Annotated in this window: 18 protein-coding genes; 6 read left to right on the forward strand and 12 right to left on the reverse strand. The window is 64.0% G+C overall.

Annotated features, from left to right (window positions below; translation table 11 throughout):
- Positions 1-16 precede the first annotated feature (16 nt).
- A complete protein-coding gene (locus JOH52_RS04880; RefSeq protein WP_010968485.1) occupies positions 17-511 on the forward strand; it encodes a MarR family winged helix-turn-helix transcriptional regulator in 495 nt (164 codons plus the stop codon).
- An 8-nt stretch (positions 512-519) separates the two neighbouring features.
- Here the strand turns inward: JOH52_RS04880 and JOH52_RS04885 are convergent, their stop codons facing one another.
- The 3 genes from JOH52_RS04885 to JOH52_RS04895 all read right to left on the reverse strand — a co-directional run bounded on the left by JOH52_RS04885 (position 520) and on the right by JOH52_RS04895 (position 3,600).
- On the reverse strand, positions 520-1,110 hold the full coding sequence (locus JOH52_RS04885; protein ID WP_010968484.1) for an NAD(P)H-dependent oxidoreductase: 591 nt from the start codon (positions 1,108-1,110) through the stop codon (positions 520-522).
- Positions 1,110-2,690, reverse strand: a complete 1,581-nt coding sequence (gene xseA / locus JOH52_RS04890) for an exodeoxyribonuclease VII large subunit (RefSeq protein ID WP_010968483.1) — start codon at positions 2,688-2,690, stop codon at positions 1,110-1,112. The genes JOH52_RS04885 and xseA overlap by 1 nt, the downstream gene beginning before the upstream one ends.
- A 118-nt stretch (positions 2,691-2,808) precedes the next feature.
- On the reverse strand, positions 2,809-3,600 hold the full coding sequence (locus tag JOH52_RS04895; RefSeq protein ID WP_014527032.1) for a helix-turn-helix domain-containing protein: 792 nt from the start codon (positions 3,598-3,600) through the stop codon (positions 2,809-2,811).
- Between the two features lie 128 nt (positions 3,601-3,728).
- On the opposite strand from JOH52_RS04895, the gene JOH52_RS04900 reads away from it, so the two are divergent.
- Entirely contained in the window at positions 3,729-4,139 is a 411-nt protein-coding gene (locus tag JOH52_RS04900) for a hypothetical protein (RefSeq protein WP_010968481.1), read from the forward strand.
- A gap of 48 nt (positions 4,140-4,187) precedes the next feature.
- Here the strand turns inward: JOH52_RS04900 and JOH52_RS04905 are convergent, their stop codons facing one another.
- A complete protein-coding gene (locus tag JOH52_RS04905; RefSeq protein WP_004435452.1) occupies positions 4,188-5,174 on the reverse strand; it encodes a Gfo/Idh/MocA family protein in 987 nt (328 codons plus the stop codon).
- A 215-nt stretch (positions 5,175-5,389) separates the two neighbouring features.
- Between JOH52_RS04905 and JOH52_RS04910 the strand changes: the two genes are divergently transcribed.
- Entirely contained in the window at positions 5,390-6,340 is a 951-nt protein-coding gene (locus JOH52_RS04910) for an aldo/keto reductase (RefSeq protein ID WP_013845011.1), read from the forward strand.
- A gap of 86 nt (positions 6,341-6,426) precedes the next feature.
- On the opposite strand, the gene JOH52_RS04915 is transcribed toward JOH52_RS04910, so the two are convergent.
- A complete protein-coding gene (locus tag JOH52_RS04915; RefSeq protein ID WP_010968479.1) occupies positions 6,427-7,101 on the reverse strand; it encodes a hypothetical protein in 675 nt (224 codons plus the stop codon).
- A gap of 140 nt (positions 7,102-7,241) precedes the next feature.
- On the reverse strand, positions 7,242-8,012 hold the full coding sequence (locus JOH52_RS04920) for an SDR family oxidoreductase (protein WP_010968478.1): 771 nt from the start codon (positions 8,010-8,012) through the stop codon (positions 7,242-7,244).
- 220 nt (positions 8,013-8,232) lie between these two features.
- Here JOH52_RS04920 and JOH52_RS04925 point away from each other — a divergent pair, with 220 nt between their 5' ends.
- Entirely contained in the window at positions 8,233-8,724 is a 492-nt protein-coding gene (locus JOH52_RS04925) for a YciE/YciF ferroxidase family protein (RefSeq protein WP_004435461.1), read from the forward strand.
- Positions 8,725-8,757: 33 nt separating this feature from the next.
- Here JOH52_RS04925 and JOH52_RS04930 read toward each other — a convergent pair whose 3' ends face one another.
- The gene (locus JOH52_RS04930; protein WP_010968477.1) at positions 8,758-9,648 is read right to left on the reverse strand and encodes a LysR family transcriptional regulator; all 891 of its coding nucleotides are present in this window, start codon (positions 9,646-9,648) and stop codon (positions 8,758-8,760) included.
- A gap of 180 nt (positions 9,649-9,828) precedes the next feature.
- On the opposite strand from JOH52_RS04930, the gene JOH52_RS04935 reads away from it, so the two are divergent.
- Positions 9,829-10,809 (forward strand): aldo/keto reductase, encoded by a 981-nt coding sequence (locus JOH52_RS04935; RefSeq protein WP_013845010.1) that lies wholly within the window; start codon positions 9,829-9,831, stop codon positions 10,807-10,809.
- 165 nt (positions 10,810-10,974) lie between these two features.
- A complete protein-coding gene (locus tag JOH52_RS04940) occupies positions 10,975-11,334 on the forward strand; it encodes a nuclear transport factor 2 family protein (RefSeq protein ID WP_004435473.1) in 360 nt (119 codons plus the stop codon).
- Between the two features lie 321 nt (positions 11,335-11,655).
- On the opposite strand, the gene pheT is transcribed toward JOH52_RS04940, so the two are convergent.
- The 5 genes from pheT to infC all read right to left on the reverse strand — a co-directional run bounded on the left by pheT (position 11,656) and on the right by infC (position 16,765).
- A complete protein-coding gene (pheT, locus tag JOH52_RS04945) occupies positions 11,656-14,082 on the reverse strand; it encodes a phenylalanine--tRNA ligase subunit beta (protein WP_013845009.1) in 2,427 nt (808 codons plus the stop codon).
- Positions 14,083-14,115: 33 nt separating this feature from the next.
- Positions 14,116-15,198: a phenylalanine--tRNA ligase subunit alpha gene (pheS, locus tag JOH52_RS04950; RefSeq protein ID WP_004435478.1), complete on the reverse strand. Its 1,083-nt coding sequence runs from the start codon at positions 15,196-15,198 to the stop codon at positions 14,116-14,118.
- Positions 15,199-15,343: 145 nt separating this feature from the next.
- Positions 15,344-15,748, reverse strand: a complete 405-nt coding sequence (gene rplT / locus JOH52_RS04955) for a 50S ribosomal protein L20 (RefSeq protein ID WP_004435481.1) — start codon at positions 15,746-15,748, stop codon at positions 15,344-15,346.
- 36 nt (positions 15,749-15,784) lie between these two features.
- The gene (gene rpmI / locus JOH52_RS04960) at positions 15,785-15,988 is read right to left on the reverse strand and encodes a 50S ribosomal protein L35 (protein ID WP_004435490.1); all 204 of its coding nucleotides are present in this window, start codon (positions 15,986-15,988) and stop codon (positions 15,785-15,787) included.
- Between the two features lie 240 nt (positions 15,989-16,228).
- Positions 16,229-16,765: a translation initiation factor IF-3 gene (gene infC, locus JOH52_RS04965; protein ID WP_014527030.1), complete on the reverse strand. Its 537-nt coding sequence runs from the start codon at positions 16,763-16,765 to the stop codon at positions 16,229-16,231.
- Between the last annotated feature and the right edge of the window lie 172 nt (positions 16,766-16,937).

Genomic DNA, 16,937 nt, shown 5'->3' on the forward strand with positions numbered 1-16,937 from the left:
TTCACTCAGGCCGCTGATGCAGACGGATATGGATCACGTTGACAAAATCCTGGCGCAGTGGCGCAGAGAGCGGCCGGAGCTCGATGCGACAGCCATGGGTCTGCTCGGTCGACTGTCGCGGCTCCGGGCTCATCTCGCTCGTGAGGTGGAAAGCACCCTTGCCGATCACGGCTTGAACTCGGCGAGTTTCGACGTGCTCGCAACGCTGCGGCGCTCCGGTCCGCCCTTCCGGCTCTCGCCGGGCGATCTGCTGGGAACGACGATGGTCACCTCCGGCACGATGACCAACCGCATCGACCAGCTCGAGAAAGCCGGGCTGGTCGAACGCCTGGACAATCCGGAAGACCGGCGCGGTGTCCTCATCGCTCTGACACCGGAGGGTCTCAAGCGCGTGGACGCGGCGGTCACTGCCCATGTCGCCAACCAGCAGCGCCTCGTTGCGGGCCTCGAACCCGATGAACGGGAGGCTCTGGACGCGCTGCTCAGGAAATTCCTCGCGGTCTTCGAATAGGTCGCCGGTCAGATCCGGCTCACCAGAGCCCTCACACGCTCGATATGACGCTTCCGCTTCGCCTCCGTCACCCGATCCATGTCGTGCAGAGTGACCATGCGGAAGTCGAGCCCCTTGCCGCAGAAGGCGGCGATGCCGCGCTTCAGCAGCCGCCGCACCGGATTTCCCATGTAGAGATGCACGACCCACCAGGGGGACCCGGTACTGGTCAGCGCCCAGAATAGCCTGATGTTGCGGAGGCGGGGAACGATACGGCCGCCTGCCGCATCATGGTCGAAAGCGACCCCGGGCGCGAAGACGCGATCGAAGAAGCCCTTGAGGATCGCCGGGAAATTGAACCACCATTGCGGAAAGACGAGCACGAGTCCGTCCGCAGCCCTCAGCCGCTCGATCCAGGGGGAGACCCCGGAGGCGTCGTAATCTTTATCGAAATAACTGCCCCGCTCGGCCACGGTCAGCCGCGGATCGAAGCCTTCGCGATAAAGGTCGAGCAGATCGACCGTATGGCCCCTGGCCTCGAGCGTTTCCCGGGCAATGCGGGCGACACTCGCAGCGAAGCTCTCCTCGAGCGGATGGGCGAGCACCATCAGGATATGCATCAGAAGAGGCTGCCCTGCTTCGTCGGCTCGCCGGAGCGTGCAGGCCGCTTCTTCGGCGACTGCGGCGCAGTGCCGTCCTCGCCGGCGACCGCCGCGATGCGGCCATCGGCGAATTCCAGCGAAAGCGCCATCCCGGGATGCACGGCAGCCGCCTGTTTAACCGGCTCGCCCGCGGCATCGCGCACCAGCGCGAAGCCGCGCTGCAGGACGCTGTGATAGGAGAGCGACTGCAGCACGCGGTCCTGTGCTGCAAGCGCGCTTTTCATCCTGCGCAGATCGGCGGCGATCGCCGCATCCCCACGCCTGCCCAGGCTGGAAACGCGATCCGATGCGCGATGAATCTGGCCGATCAGCCGCGACGGCAGAACGCGGAGCGAGGCATCGGCAGACGAAATGCGCTGAGCGCCACGTTGAACCTTACGCTCGACGATGCGCTCGGCCCGGTTGACGGCATCCAAGACGCGCTGACGGCGATCGACGATCCTTGCCGTCAGGAGCTCCGGCCGGAGATGGGCCGCATTGCGTTCGAAGCTTCGCCGCTTGTTGGCGGTGTTCATCTGCAGGCCGCGGCCGAGTCCGGCGGCCGCCTCGTCGAAGCGACGCCGAGGCAAGGCGAGCAATTGGTCGAGCGAGGGTAGCGCCCGCGCAAGCGAGCGCAGCGTCTGGCGGCGATTGTCCATCTGCCGCGCCGCGGCGCCCTTGAGCCGGGCTGCGAGACTGGCGAGCTGGGCCTCGAGATCGGCCTTCACCGGCACCGCCATTTCGGCCGCACCGGTCGGCGTCGGCGCCCGCTGGTCGGCCGCATGGTCGATCAGCGTCCAGTCCGTCTCGTGACCGACGGCCGAGATCAGAGGGATGGCGGAAGCCGCCGCGGCGCGCACCATCGCCTCGTCGTTGAAGCACCAGAGATCCTCGAGGCTGCCGCCGCCGCGCGCGACGATCAGCACGTCGGGCCGGGGAATGGAGCCGCCCGGCTGCAGCGCGTTGAAACCCTCGATCGCCGCCACGATCTCCTCGCAGGCGCCGTCGCCCTGCACGCGCACCGGCCAGACGATGACATGGACCGGGAAACGGTCGGCAATGCGGTGCAGGATGTCGCGGATCACAGCTCCGGTCGGCGAGGTCACGACGCCGACGACCCTCGGCATGAAAGGCAGCGGCCGCTTGCGGCCCGCATCGAAAAGGCCCTCCGCCGCAAGCTTGCGCTTGCGTTCCTCGATAAGCGCCATCAGCGCCCCGGCACCGGCCGGCTCAAGCGAGTCGATGACGATCTGATATTTGGACGAGCCGGGGAAGGTCGTGACCCTGCCGGTCGCGATGACCTCCATCCCCTCCTCCGGCCGGAACTTCAGCCGCGCGAAGGTGGTCTTCCAGACGACCGCATCGATGCGGGCGCGATCGTCCTTCAGGGCGAAATAAGCGTGTCCCGAGGAATGCGGGCCGCGGTAGCCGGAAATCTCGCCCCGCACCCGGACATGCTCGAAGGCCTGCTCGACCGTGCGCTTGATCGAGCCGGACAATTCCGACACCGAATATTCGGCGACGTTGGAGGGAGATTCGGAATCAAAGAACGAAGTCATGCGTCACTTGTAGCCGACACCGCGGCGAAGATCAGCAGTGAGGCGTAGCTATCTGCGGATTTTCTGCATCGTTTCACTGTTTCATCGAACCAGCGAAACGATCTTCCGGACGGAAAACCTATTGGACGTCGCGCCCGCCCTGCCCGAAGAAGCGCCGGGTCGCGTCGTCGGCCGGAAAGAAGGATTCGATCAGAACGCCCTCAACAAGCGCGTCCTGAGTCGAGCCGAAGGTCGAGAGCGTCGTGATGAAGCTAAGCGCCGCGTCACCGAGGCGCAGCTCGATGGGCAGCACCGGCAAGCGGTCTGTCGCCGGGAAGTTCTCGATCGCCACCGCCACCGCCGGGTCGGCAACCAGCCTGTTCAGCCTGCGCTGCAAGGGGCTGCGCGGCCCCTGCAGCCACGCCTCCATGCGAACCCGCTGAACGAGATCGGCTGCGGCGGCTTCCCAATTGACCACGAGGCTGCGGACGCTCTCTGCACCGAGAAAGCCGTCGAGGAAGTTCTCCCCCGGCTTGAACGGAACGCCCGTGGCGTCGACGAGCGCCTGGAAAGCCGGATTGGTCAGCAGCACCGTATACTGGTGGTCGAAAACGAGGCCCGGATAGGGATCGTGCCGGTCGAGCATCAGCCGGATGGCATGGGCGACGGCCTGAGGCATTGCATCGAGGCCCGTTGCCGGCCGCGCCGCAACGCGCGGCCGGTAGCCCGCCGCGGTGAAAAGCGTGCCCTGTTCGCGCGCGGGGACGTCGAGAACCGAGGCGAGCCGCAGGATCATTCCCTCGGACGGCTTGGAGCGGCCCGTCTCCAGAAACGATAGATGGCGCGCGGAAATGCCCGCCGCCATCGCGAGATCGAGTTGGCTCATGCGGCGATGTCCTCGCCATTCCTTCAGGCGGCTGCCGAATTCCATTGATATCTTCCCTGTTGCGGGGGGGCAGCCTCGCCCGAACGCGGCACAAAATCCATTACCTCGGAGGTAATTGGTTTGATGACCGCTCTGGTCCAGCATCTGCCCATCGACAACCGATGGAGACAGACATGTTCGATCTTGCCACCCGCTCTCTTCTCAACAAGACGTTTCTCGCCGACGGCATCTTTTCGCTGATCGCCGGCTCGGCTCTCCTCGCGGCAGCGCAGCCGCTGGCGGCGGTCGTCAGCCCCGCCCTATCGCCTGCGGTGATCATGGCGCTCGGCGCCGGGCTCCTCGTCTGGGGCGCCTTCCACCTCGCCACGGCCAGAAAAGGAGGGCCGAGCGCCCTCGCAACACGGATCAGCATCACCGGAGACATCCTGTGGCAGGTCGGAAGCCTCGCCATTCTTGCGTCTGCCTATTCCGCCTTGACGGTCGCTGGAATGGCGCTGATCGTCGTTGCCATGGTCGGTGTCGCCGACTTCCTCTTCTTCAAGATGCGGGGCGCGTCTCAGGCGCGGCTGCTCCAGGCCGCATGAATGGATAGGCCCGGCGCAACGTGCGCCGGGCCTATCCTTTAGCCGGCTTCAGACGGGCTCCCAGCCGTCTTTTTCGCTGGCGCGATAGATCGCGTCGATGAACATCTGGTTCAGGCGCGAGTTTTCCAGTGTCACCACGTCCTCCGCTTCACCTTTCGCAGCACGTGCGAAGGCCTCGGCCTCGAGCTTGTACTGACGCGCATCCTGGAAGCGGAAGAGCTGCGACTGGCCGTGGTTCTGGTTGGTCAGTTCCACCTCTTCCCGGCCGTAGCGATCGGCATTGAAGGGCGACTTCACCTCGATGTAGCCCTTGTCGCCGTGGAAGACCATGACCTGGCGGGCGGCGAGCTGTGTCGAGATATAGAAGCTCAGTTCGAAATCTCCGAAGTCGGCACGAACGCTCGAATAGACGTCGGTGCCGAATTCCGGATCGCGCTCGGTATTGGCCTGCACGCGCAGCGGCTCCTTGCCGGTCGAAAACCGGGTCGTGATTGCCGGATAGACGCCGATATCCGGCAGACCTCCGCCGCCGAGCGACGGGACGTTGCGCATGTTGCCGGGATCGCGGTTGTAATAGGTGAAGGCGCCCTGGACATGCCTGAGGCGCCCGATGGCACCTTCCGCGATGAGCGAGCGCACCTTCCGCCAGACGGGGCTGTAGGTCACCATATAGGCTTCCGAGATCAGCACCTTGTTGCGCTCGCGCGCCGCGATCACGGCGTCGATCTCTTCGGCCTTCAGCGCCAGCGGCTTCTCGCAAAGTACATGCTTGCCGGCATCCGCCGCCTTGATCGCCCATTCGACATGTTGCGACGTCGGCAGCGGGATATAGACGGCGTCGACCGTGTCGGAGGCGAGCATCTCCTCATAGGAGCCGAAAGCATGCGGCACGGAGAAACGGTCGGCCATGGCCCTCGCCTTGGCGAGATCGCGGCTCGCGATCGCCGTGACAACGCAGTTCTCGGCGTCCTGGATCGCGGGTACGACGAGCTCGCGGCCGATCTTGGCCGTCGACAAAATTCCGAAACGCAGCATGAGGCAGACTCCTTTTCGTGCGCGGCGCGAAGGACGCGCGACACTCCCCTGGGCACAAGCTGCGCGAGACTATCCCCGAGGTACGTACCTAGCAAGCCGTGGCGAGGTCAGAAAAACCACGAATGCAGGTGTCATTCGATGGCGAGCTGGCCTATGTTTTTGCCGCAATCCTCCCAATCGCAGCTTGTTTTCATCCAACCACATGGAGCGAAACCATGGAAATGCGCAGACTTGGCCGTACCGGCCTCTCGATTGCCCCGCTCGTCTTCGGCGGCAACGTCTTCGGCTGGACCGCGGATGAGAAAACATCGTTCTCGCTTCTCGACGCCTTTTTCGATGCGGGTTTCAATGCCGTCGACACCGCCGACGTCTATTCCTCCTGGGCGCCGGGCAACAGAGGCGGTGAATCGGAAGCGATCATCGGTAAATGGCTGAAACAATCCGGACGCTCGCGCGATAGCGCCGTCATCGTCACCAAGGTCGGTTCGGAACTCGGACCGGACCGCAAGGGCCTCTCGCGGCGCTGGATCATGCAGGCAGTCGAGGATTCACTGAGACGCCTGCAGACCGACTATATCGACCTCTATCTCTCCCACTGGCCGGACCCCGACATACCCTATGACGAGACGCTTGCCGCCTACGATACGCTTCTCTCCCAGGGCAAGCTGCGGGCGATCGGCGCATCGAATCTCGACGCGCAGCAGATGCGCGATGCTCTCGACGTTGCGGCGGCGAAGGATCTGCCCCGCTACGACGTGCTGCAGCCCGAATACAATCTCTACGACCGCGCTTCCTATGACGGTCCGCTGCGCAATCTCTGCATCGCCGAGGAGATCGGCGTCATCACCTATTTCAGCCTTGCGAGAGGCTTTCTTTCCGGCAAGTACCGCTCGCACAAGGACCTGGAGGGCTCCGCCCGCGGCGGCGGCGTCGAAAAATATCTCGACGGACGCGGCATGCGCATCCTCGGCGTCTTGGATGAAATCGCCGAGGAGACCGGCGCGAAACAGGCGGAGATCGCGCTCGCCTGGATCATCGCCCGCGAGGGCGTCACCGCACCCATCGCCAGCGCCACCAATCCCGACCAGCTGGCAAGCCTGGTGAGATCGGCGGAACTGGACTTGCCGGAAGAGGCGATAAGGCGCCTGAACGAGGTGAGCGAATAGAGGGACGTTCTCGATTTCCCGAAGAGGAAGGCCCCTCTCCATAGGCCCCGCAGGTGGGAGGGCTAGGCCGGCGGACCGGGCGGCATCTAAGCCCCTCCCCCTTGTGGGATCCTTGTGGGGAGGGGTTGGGGAGAGGCGAGTGCCCCGAACGCAATCGTCGGAAAGCCTTCGTAAAGATGCGCATGGCTGCCTTCGTGGTTGGCCATGCCGGGCTTGGTCAGCAGCCCGCGCGGCTCGGCATAGCTGCTGATTCTGCGCCGCGGCCTCTCGTGCCACTGGATGTTGAAGGCCCAGAGCTTGGGAAAGAAGCAGAGCGAGGCGTAGGGAAGGTGGTCGTGAATCCACCACGCCAGGCTTTGCCAGCCGCCTTCGTGACGCTCCCGGTCCCAGACCCAGGGAATGGCGATGCAGGCGGTGGCCCCCATGCAGCCCTCCGCATCGCGCATGTCCCAGATATGGTCGGCTGCCGTTGCCGCATTGGTCGAGCAGTTGAGCCTGTTGGCGTTGCCGAAGGCGTTCACCGCGCGGTTTCGGTAGGCAGAGCGGATGTGCAGCCGACCGAAGGTCGCCTCGAGCGGCTCCAGAAGTTCCTCGCAAAGTTTCCGTCCGGCCTCGATCGCCAGTTCCGGATCGTCGGGGATATTCGGGATCCGGTAGAACTCCGCGATTTCGGAGTGAAGAAAATCGCGCAGGAAAAAGTTCTTCGAGAGGCGTACGCGCCCGAGGTCTTCGAGCGATTTCATCGACCCGGGTTTCTTCATGCTTCCCCCGCTTCGGAGCACTTCCAGGAAAAGTATGTAACGGTTTTCCGTCCGGAAGTGCGTTAGATCAAACGGTTAGAGCATTTCAGTGTTTCCCTGAAACAGTGAAATGCTCTAGCTCCTGTGCTCACGCTCTGCGCTCACGCCTTCGTCACCGAAGCGCCGCCGTCGGCCAGCAGCGCAGCGCCGGTCACGAAGCTAGCACCGTCCGAGGCGAGATAAAGCGCCGCTTCGGCGATTTCCTCGGGTCGCGCGATGCGTTTCAATGCATGCAGCCCTTCCACGAAACCGCGCGTCTCGGGCGCCGCTCCCGGCAGGTTCGCGAAATTGGCAGGCGTGTCGGTGCCGCCGGGCAGCAGCGCGTTCACGCGAATGCCGCGCGCGCCGAGTTCGACCGCCAGCGCCTGCACCAGTCCGATCAGCCCCGCCTTGCTCGCCGCATAGGGGGCGACCCCGGCAAAGCCGGCCGTGTGGCCGACGAAGCTCGAAGTGAAGGTGAGCGAACCGCCGCCCAGTGCCGCAATTGCCGGAACCTGATATTTCGCCGCCAGGAAGGCGCTCGTCAGATTGGTATCGAGCGTCTCGCGCCAGCCTTCTACGCTAAGCGACGAGATCTCTCCCATCGCACCGAGCGCCCCGGCATTGTTGAAGGCGGTATCGAGGCCGCCGAAGCGGCGCACCGCCAGTTCGACCAGCGCCTCATGCAGGGCTTCGTCGCCCACGTCGCCGGCAAGCGCTGCCGCCTCACCGCCCCCTCCGGCGATCTCGTCGGTAAGCTCCGCAAGTGCATTCCCGTTGCGGGCGGTAACGACGACCTTTGCCCCCTCGCGTGCAAAGAGCAGCGCCGCGGCGCGGCCGATACCTGAGCTTGCGCCGGTGACGATCGCGATTTTACCTTCCAGTCTCGACATGGTTCTTCTCCGTCCGATTGCGTTTACGGCGGGACCATTGCCGATGCGCCACGCTGCAACCACCCGATTTCCGCCTGAGGTGAAACGGACACCTATCGCGCAAGCGGCGGAATTGACCCGCGCCTCACGCGCTTTTTGCAGTCGCGAGGAACAAATCTTCGCCCTTTGCTGTTGATTGCGGGTCGAAGGCAACACGAAGCAGACGAGGAAGGAAACGGAAATGGCCAAAGAAAAGACGCTGGACGACCTCTTCCACGATACGCTCAAGGACATCTATTATGCCGAGCGGAAAATCCTGAAGGCTTTGCCGAAGATGGCACGCGCCGCCCAGGCCCCTGAGCTCAAGGCCGCGTTCGAGAAGCACAAGGAGCAGACCGAGACCCATGTGGAGCGGCTGCAGCAGGTATTCGAAATGATCGGCAAGCGCGCGCAGGGCAAGACCTGCGAGGCGATCGAGGGCATCGTCGCCGAGGGCGAGGAGATCATGGACGAATTCAAGGGCACCGCCGCGCTCGATGCGGGCCTCATCTCCGCCGCGCAAGCGGTCGAGCATTATGAAATCTCCCGCTACGGCACCCTGAAGACCTGGGCAAAGACCATCGGTCTCAAGGATGCAGTATCGCTGCTCGACGCGACTTTGAAGGAAGAAGTCGTCACCGACGAGGACCTGACGAAACTCGCGATGGCCCAAGTGAACAAGAAGGCCGCGTAAGCTGCCACGACGGCCGGCGCTCCCCGCCGGCCGTCAGCCGCTGTGCCGGAAGAAATCGATGAAGGCCCGGAGCGCCGGACGCATCAGCCGGCGGGTCGGATAATAGAGGAAAGGCCCCGCATAGGGCGCGCACCAGTCCTCGAGCACCCGGACCAACTTGCCCTCAGCCACATATCCGCTGACGCGCGGCTCGAAGAGATAGGCGAGCCCCGCACCGCCGGTGGCGGCCTCGATGATCGGCCGGTCCTCGCCCAGAATGAGCGGGCCGTTCACCGAAACGGTCAGTTCCTCCCCCTCTTTCTCGAACTCCCAGCGATATATGGTGCCGTTGGAGAAGCGGCGGCGGATGCAGCGATGGCCCGCCAGATCGCGCGGGTGCCGCGGCCGCTGGAAGCGCTCGAAATAGGAAGGTGCGGCGACGACCGCGCTTTTCAGTTCCGGCCCGACCTTCACCGCCACCATGTCGGCCTCCAGGCTTTCGCCGAGCCTTATGCCTGCGTCGTATCCCTCCTCTACGATATTGGTGAAGCCGTCTTCATTGGCGATTTCGAGGACGGTGTCCGGATAGCGCCCGAGAAAGTCGCCAAGGCGCGGCGCCAGAATGAGGTCGGCGGCAAAACGAGGGGCGGTAATGCGCAGTTTCCCGGCGGGGCGATCGCGCGCCTCCGCCGCCCGCTGCAGCGCCTCGGCAATGTCGTCGAGCGCCGGACGCAGCCGCTCCAGCAGGCGCTTTCCCTCCTCCGTGGCGGCGACGCTGCGCGTCGTGCGCGCGAGGAGACGAACGCCGAGGCTCGCTTCCAGACTGCCCACGGCGTGGCTGACGGCCGATGGCGCGATGCCGAGTTCCTTCGCCGCGCCGCGGAAGCTGCCATGGGCGGCGACGGCGGAAAGGACGGCCAGTTGGGAGAGCTGTGTGCGGTTCATTGATCGAAATAATAGAACAGCCCGTGAGAATTGACAGAGATTTTCAACCGGCCGTGAGGCACCTATCTTCGCCTTGTCGTTGGGCCCGTGGCGAAAGCTTCGGCCCGACAGGCTACTCCATCTTCTTCGCTAACGCCGCAGGCGACCCTAAGCCGCGCGTTCAGCCCGAAAGGAAATCCAATGAAGACCCGCAAGCTCGGTAACGAACTCACCGTTTCGGCCGTCGGCCTCGGCTGCATGGGCATGAGCTTCGCCTATGGCGAAGCCGACGAGAGCCAGTCGATCCGCACGCTCCACCGCGCCATCGAACTCGGCGTCGACTTCTTCGATACGGCGGAAGTTTATGGGCCTTATGAAAACGAGAAGCTCCTCGGTAAGGCGCTGAAGGGCCGGCGAGACCGGGTGGTGATCGCCACCAAGTTCGGTTTCCGCATCGACCCGGGCAAGCCCGCCGCCGAGGCGATCAAAGGCGTCGACGGCCGGCCGGAAAATGCGAAAACCGTCGCCGAGGCCTCCCTCAAGCGACTCGGGACGGACGTCATCGACCTCTATTACCAGCACCGCGTCGATCCCGCCGTGCCGATCGAGGAAACCGTCGGCGCGATGGCGGAACTGGTGAAGGAGGGCAAGGTGCGCGCAATCGGGCTTTCCGAGGCAAGCGCCGCCACCATCCGCCGCGCCCATGCCGTGCATCCGATCGCAGCGATACAGAGCGAGTATTCGCTCTGGTCGCGCGACCCGGAACAGGAGGTGCTCGACACCTGCCGCGAACTCGGCATCGGCTTCGTGCCCTACAGTCCGCTCGGGCGCGGCATGCTGACAGGCACCATCCGCAAGGTCGAAGACCTCGCTGCCGACGATTTTCGCCGGTCGCTGCCGCGCTTCCAAGAGGAGAACTTCGAGGCCAACGCCGCGCTGGTCGCGACGCTCGAAAGGCTCGCCATGGAGAGAGGCGTTACAGCCGCCCAGCTCGCGCTCGCCTGGGTCGTCAACCAGGGCGAGGACATCGTTCCTATCCCCGGCGCGCGCAGGATCGAGCACCTCGAACAGAACGTCGCCGCCGCCGGGATCGTCCTCACCGGCAGCGAACGCGCCGAACTCGGCGAAGCGCTCTCGCCAACGCTGGTCGCCGGCAATCGCTACACCGATGCATCGCGCTGACGAACAGGTGAACCGATGAACCGGTGGCTCTAACGGTTGGATGGGGCATCGCAATTTCGTTGCGATGTCCTACCTATGAGGGTGTCCGCCTTCATCGGGATTGGAACGGCCTGGGGGCGGATAGTCACCACAGGCGTCTACCGTTCCGGAAAGGAGGGATCATCCATGTCCGAAGAGCAGGCCATCAGCGCGGTTGTCCATCTTTATGTCGACGGCATGGCCTTCGCCAATGAGGGAGCGTTGCGCAAGGCTTTCCATCCGAGCGCATCGATCGTCGGCAATTCAGGCGATGCCGTCGAGTGGCTGACACGCGACGCCTTCATCGCCTCCATCGTCAGGGAAGGCGCGGCGCCGCCGGATGCGCAGCCGCTCATGGAAGTGGAGATGGTCCACATCACCGGCGACGTCGCCAGCGTGAAGGTGATCGATGAATTCGCCGGCGCGCGCTATTCGGACTATCTGTCGCTCTTGAAGGTCGACGGGCGGTGGCTGATCGTCAACAAGGTCTGGCACCGGCACGGCTAGAGCTGGATGAGGAAAAGTGTGCGCGGTGAACTCCGCCCCTCATCCGCCTGCCGGCACCTTCTCCCCGCAAGCGGGGCGAAGGGACTCGCGGGACCCTCCTGCTCCTCCATCGGCTACCGGATAGCTGCTGGCGCGCCGCTTGCCCCTTCTCCCCGTCAGAACGGGGAGAAGGTCGCGGCAGCGGGATGAGGGGCCGCACACGACGTAAACCGCACGCCGCGTCTGTCGAAGGGAACTCCGTCACCCTGCCGGCACCTTCTTCCCGCAAGCGGGGCGAAGGGAAATCGTGGCAGCCTTGGCACCATCACCATTGCCCATCCATCAGGCGCGCAGCACGCCGCCTGTGCTCTTCGCCACATTGGCGACGATCCGGGCGGTCAGGGCCTCGAAGTCCTCGTCCGTCAGCGTGCGCTCGACCGGCTGGATCGTTACCTCGATCGCTACCGACTTCCTGCCCTCGCCGAGAGATGCGCCTTCGAAGACGTCGAAGACGTTGACTGCCGTTATCAGTTTCCGGTCGGCGCCGGAGGCGGCCCTGACGATCGCGGCGGCCTCGACCCCCTTGTCTACGACGAAGGCGAAGTCGCGTTTGACTGCCTGGAACGGCGAAAGCTCCAGCGCCGGCTTGGTGCGGGTCGCCTTCTTCTTCGGCTCCGGCATGGCATCGATATAGATCTCGAAGCCTGCAAGCGGTCCGGAGACATCGAGCGCGTCGAGGGTCTTCGGGTGGAACTCCCCGAAAGCGCCGAGGACGATCTTCGGACCGAGCTTGATCGTCCCCGAGCGGCCGGGATGATACCAGGCCGGGCCGCCGGCTTCGAACTGGACATTGGCCATCGGTACGCCACAGGCCTCGAGCACGGCGATGGCATCGGCCTTCGCGTCGAAGACATCGACCGGCTTGCCGCCGCCCTTTACGGCGTTCGACCAAAGGCGGCCGGTGCCGTTGAGCGACGCTGTGCCGCGGCGCACGCCGCCGGCGACACGCCGCTGCGCCTCGGGCGTATCACCCTCATAGGTGCCGGAAACCTCGAAAATGGCGACATCGCCATAGCCCTTGTCGGCATTGCGCTGCGCCGCGGCCAGAAGACCCGGCAGAAGCGACGGACGCATGTCGGACATGTCGGCGGCGATCGGATTGGCGAGCTTGAGTTCCGGCTGGCCGCCACCGAAGAGCTTCGCATGCCCTTCCGGGATGAAGGACCAGGTGACGGCTTCGAGCATGCCGCGGGTTGCAAGCGCGCGCCTGGCCTGGCGCGTGCGGATCTGCAGGGTCGTCAGGATCTTGCCGTTGACGGCATTGTGGCTTGCAAGCGGCGCGGCGACGATGTTGTCGACGCCATGGATGCGCATGACCTCCTCTACGAGGTCCGCCTTGCCGTCGATGTCCGGCCGCCAGGAGGGAACGGTTACCGTCAGGCGTTCGCCGGAGCCCTCGACGCCGAAGCCGAGCTTCCTGAGGATGGAAACGCTCTCCTCGGAGGAGACCTCGAGGCCGGTCAGGCGCCTGACCTCCGAGACCGGGAAATCGACGGACCTGGGCTCGTGGCCGTCATAGCCGACGACGTCCATCTTGGCCGCGGTGCCGCCGCAGAGCTCCAGCACCAGCTCGGTCGCCCGTTCGAGGCCGGGCGCCATGTATTCCGGATCGACGCCGCGCTCGAAGCGGTAGCGCGCATCGGTGATGATGCCAAGCGTGCGGCCGGTCTTGGCGATATTCATCGGATCCCAGAGCGCCGATTCGATCAGCACGTCGGTGGTGTTCTCGTCACAGCCGGAATGCTCGCCGCCCATGATGCCGCCGATCGACTCGACGCCTTCTTCGTCGGCGATCACCACATTGGCCGGCGACAGCGTATATTCGCGCGTGTCGAGCGCCAGTACCTTTTCGCCTTCCCTCGCACGGCGGACCGTCAGGTTGCCCGCGACCTTCGCTGCGTCGAAGACGTGCAGCGGCCGGCCCTGGTCGAAGGTCAGATAGTTGGTGATATCGACCAGCGCGTTGATCGGGCGGAGGCCGATGGCCGTCAGCCGTTGGCGCATCCAGGCGGGGCTCGGGCCATTCTTCACGCCGCGCACGAGGCGAAGCGCGAAGCCGGGGCAGAGATGCCTGTCCTCGCCCAGATCGAGACGGACCTTGACGGGCGTCTCGCCTTCCACGGCGAAGGACGGCGCCGGGCGCGTCTTCAAGGTGCCGAGGCCGGATGCCGCGAGATCGCGGGCGATGCCGTGGACGCTGGTGCAATCCGGCCGGTTCGGCGTCAGGTTGATCTCGATGACCGGATCGTCGAGGCCGGCATAGTCCGCATAGCTGGTGCCCAGAGGCGCATCCTCGGGCAGGTCGATGATGCCGGTGTGATCGTCGGAGATCTCCAGTTCCTTTTCCGAGCACATCATGCCGCGGCTCTCGACACCGCGGATGTTGCCGACGGAGAGCGTCACGCCGATGCCGGGCACGTAGGTGCCGGGCGCGGCGAAGGCGCCGACGAGGCCCTTGCGCGCGTTCGGCGCGCCGCAGACGACCTGCACCGGCTCGCCGGAGCCGGTATCGACCATCAGCACTCTGAGCTTGTCGGCATTCGGGTGCTGCTCGGCGGAGATCACCCTGGCGATGACGAAGGGCTTGAAGGCCGCCTTGTCGTCGACATCCTCGACTTCCAGCCCGATCATCGTCAGGCGGGCGCAGATTTCCTCGAGCGAGGCGTCGGTTTCCAGATGGTCTTTCAGCCAGGAGAGCGTGAACTTCATGATGTCACCTGTGTCCTTGATTTTCTGCGCGGGTCACGCCGAGAGGCCGCCGAAGAGCGTCGGCATGTCGAGCGGGCGGAAGCCGTAATGGGTCATCCAGCGGACATCGGCATTGAAGAAATCGCGCAGGTCGGGCATGCCGTATTTCAGCATGGCGATGCGGTCGAGGCCCATGCCCCAGGCGAAGCCCTGATATTCGTCCGGATCGAGGCCGCCGGCCCTGAGCACGTTCGGATGCACCATGCCGCAGCCGAGGATCTCCATCCAGTCCTTGCCCTCGCCGAACTTGACGATCGGGCCGGAGCGGTCGCACTGGATGTCGACCTCGAAGGAGGGTTCCGTGAACGGGAAGAAGGACGGGCGGAAGCGCATCGTCACCTGATCGACCTCGAAGAAGGCCTTGCAGAATTCCTCAAGCACCCAGCGCATGTTGGCGACATTCGCCGTCCTGTCGATGACAAGGCCTTCCACCTGGTGGAACATCGGCGAGTGGGTCGCGTCGGAATCCTGGCGATAGGTCTTGCCGGGAATGATGATTCGGATTGGCGGCTGCCCGGCCTCCATCGTGCGTATCTGCACCGGCGAGGTGTGCGTGCGCAGCACCTTGCGCTCACCCTTCTCGTCGGGCGCGAAGAAGAAGGTGTCGTGCATCTCGCGGGCCGGATGCCCTTCGGGGAAGTTCAGCGCGGTGAAGTTGTAGTAGTCGGTCTCGATATCCGGTCCCTCGGCAATCGAGAAACCCATGTCGCCGAAGATCGCGGTGATCTCGTCGACGATCTGGCTGATCGGATGGATGCGGCCGCGCTCGGCCGGCGAGGACCGGACGGGCAGGCTGATGTCCACCGTCTCGCGCGCCAGCCGTTCGGCGATCGCCGCATCCTTGAGCGCCGTCTTGCGGGCGGAGATCGCCTCCGTCACCGTGTTCTTCAGCGCATTGATGCGCGCGCCGCGGGTCTGGCGTTCCTCCGGGCTCATCGAACCGAGCGTCTTCAGCAATTCCGAGATCGATCCCTTCTTGCCGAGCGCGCCGACGCGCACCGCCTCGATCGCGCCCTCGTCGGCGGCAGCGTCGATTTCCGCCAGCAAGGTCCGTTCCAATGTTTCCAGTTCGCTCATTCTGTCCTGCCTCGATGCGGTTCGTGTATCGGTTCGACCCTTCGGCGATAGGATCGCGCCGCGAGCCGAACAAGAAAAACCCGCGCCAGCCCTGCCAGCGCGGGTTTCCCAACAATTTCAGAAACGGTCTTGGGAAAACGCTGGCTTAACGGACAGCGCTTTCAAACTCGTTTGCCGTGCCGGCTTCCTTGAGATAGGCGAGCGCCTTCTTGGAAGCTTCGACCAGGGCGCCGAATGCTGCCGGCTCATGGATCGCCATGTCGGACAGAACCTTGCGGTCGACTTCGATGCCGGCCTTGTTCAGACCGTCGATGAAGCGGCCGTAGGTCAGGCCGAACTCGCGGACGGCAGCGTTGATGCGCTGGATCCAGAGTGCGCGGAAATTGCGCTTGTTGACCTTGCGGTCGCGGTAAGCAAACTGCTTGGAACGATCCACCGCTGCCTTGGCGGCGCGGATGGTGTTCTTGCGGCGGCCGTAGAAGCCCTTGGCGGCCTTGAGCGTCTTCTTGTGCTTGGCGTGGGAGGTTACGCCGCGTTTTACACGTGCCATGTCATGATCTCCTTAAAATCCAAATCGCCAGACGTCTTAAAGACCGTTAGGCAGGTAGTTCTTGACGACCTTCTTGCCATCAGGCTCAGCGAGAACCATGGTTCCGCGCGCGTCGCGAATGAACTTGTTGGACCGCTTGATCATGCCGTGGCGCTTGCCAGCAGCAGCAGCTCTAACCTTGCCGGTTGCGGTGATTTTGAACCGCTTTTTGGCAGACGATTTCGTCTTCATCTTGGGCATTTTGCTACTCCATTGTTCTTGATATGCGAAACAGGCAGACGAAGCCCATTTCCAGCGTTAAGAACGGCCACGGCATGCCCTGCCGGACCGTTCGGACGGGGGCTTATAACCGCACATCCCGGAAAAGGCAAGCGGTCCGGAGGCCGCTCGCGCGTAAGCCTTGCCAAAAAGGAAAGCCGCCCCACGAACTCCTCCCGGGGCGGCTTCACCAAGCGTGTCTGGTCTATCAGGCTCCGCCGATCACTTCGGCGCAAGCACCATCATCATCTGGCGGCCTTCGAGCTTGGGTTCGGCTTCCACCTTGGCGATTTCCTGGGTGTCGTCCTTGACCTGCATCAGAAGTTTCATGCCGAGTTCCTGGTGGGCCATTTCGCGGCCGCGGAACTTCAGCGTCACCTTGACCTTGTCGCCTTCCTCGAAGAAGCGGTTCATGGCCTTCATCTTCACCTCATAATCATGGGTGTCGATGTTGGGGCGCATCTTGATTTCCTTGATCTCGACGATCTTCTGCTTCTTGCGCGCCTCGGCGGCTTTCTTCTGGTTCGCGTATTTCAGCTTGCCGAGGTCGAGGATCTTGCACACCGGCGGATCGGAGTTCGGTGCGATCTCTACGAGGTCGAGACCGGCCTCGTCCGCCATGCGGAGCGCCTGGTCGATCGGAATGCTGCCCAAGTTCTGGCCTTCGGCATCGATAAGCTGAACCCGGGGGACCCGGATTTCCTTGTTTGCGCGCGGTCCTTCCTTGACTGGAGCGTCCGCTTTGAAGGGTCTGCGAATGGTCGTACTCTCCTCGAGCTATTGATAGTAAATATTCGGTCAAACGGTAAGCGCGATCTCAAACAGAAGCGCTTGAAACAGTCACTGACGGCAATGTGTGAATTGCGGCTCCAGAGTCAATAGCATGGCCCGCAATGAAAATCATCCTCTGTCGATACCCGAAAGAATCTGT

Source organism: Sinorhizobium meliloti, from assembly GCF_017876815.1.
Classification (GTDB): domain Bacteria; phylum Pseudomonadota; class Alphaproteobacteria; order Rhizobiales; family Rhizobiaceae; genus Sinorhizobium; species Sinorhizobium meliloti.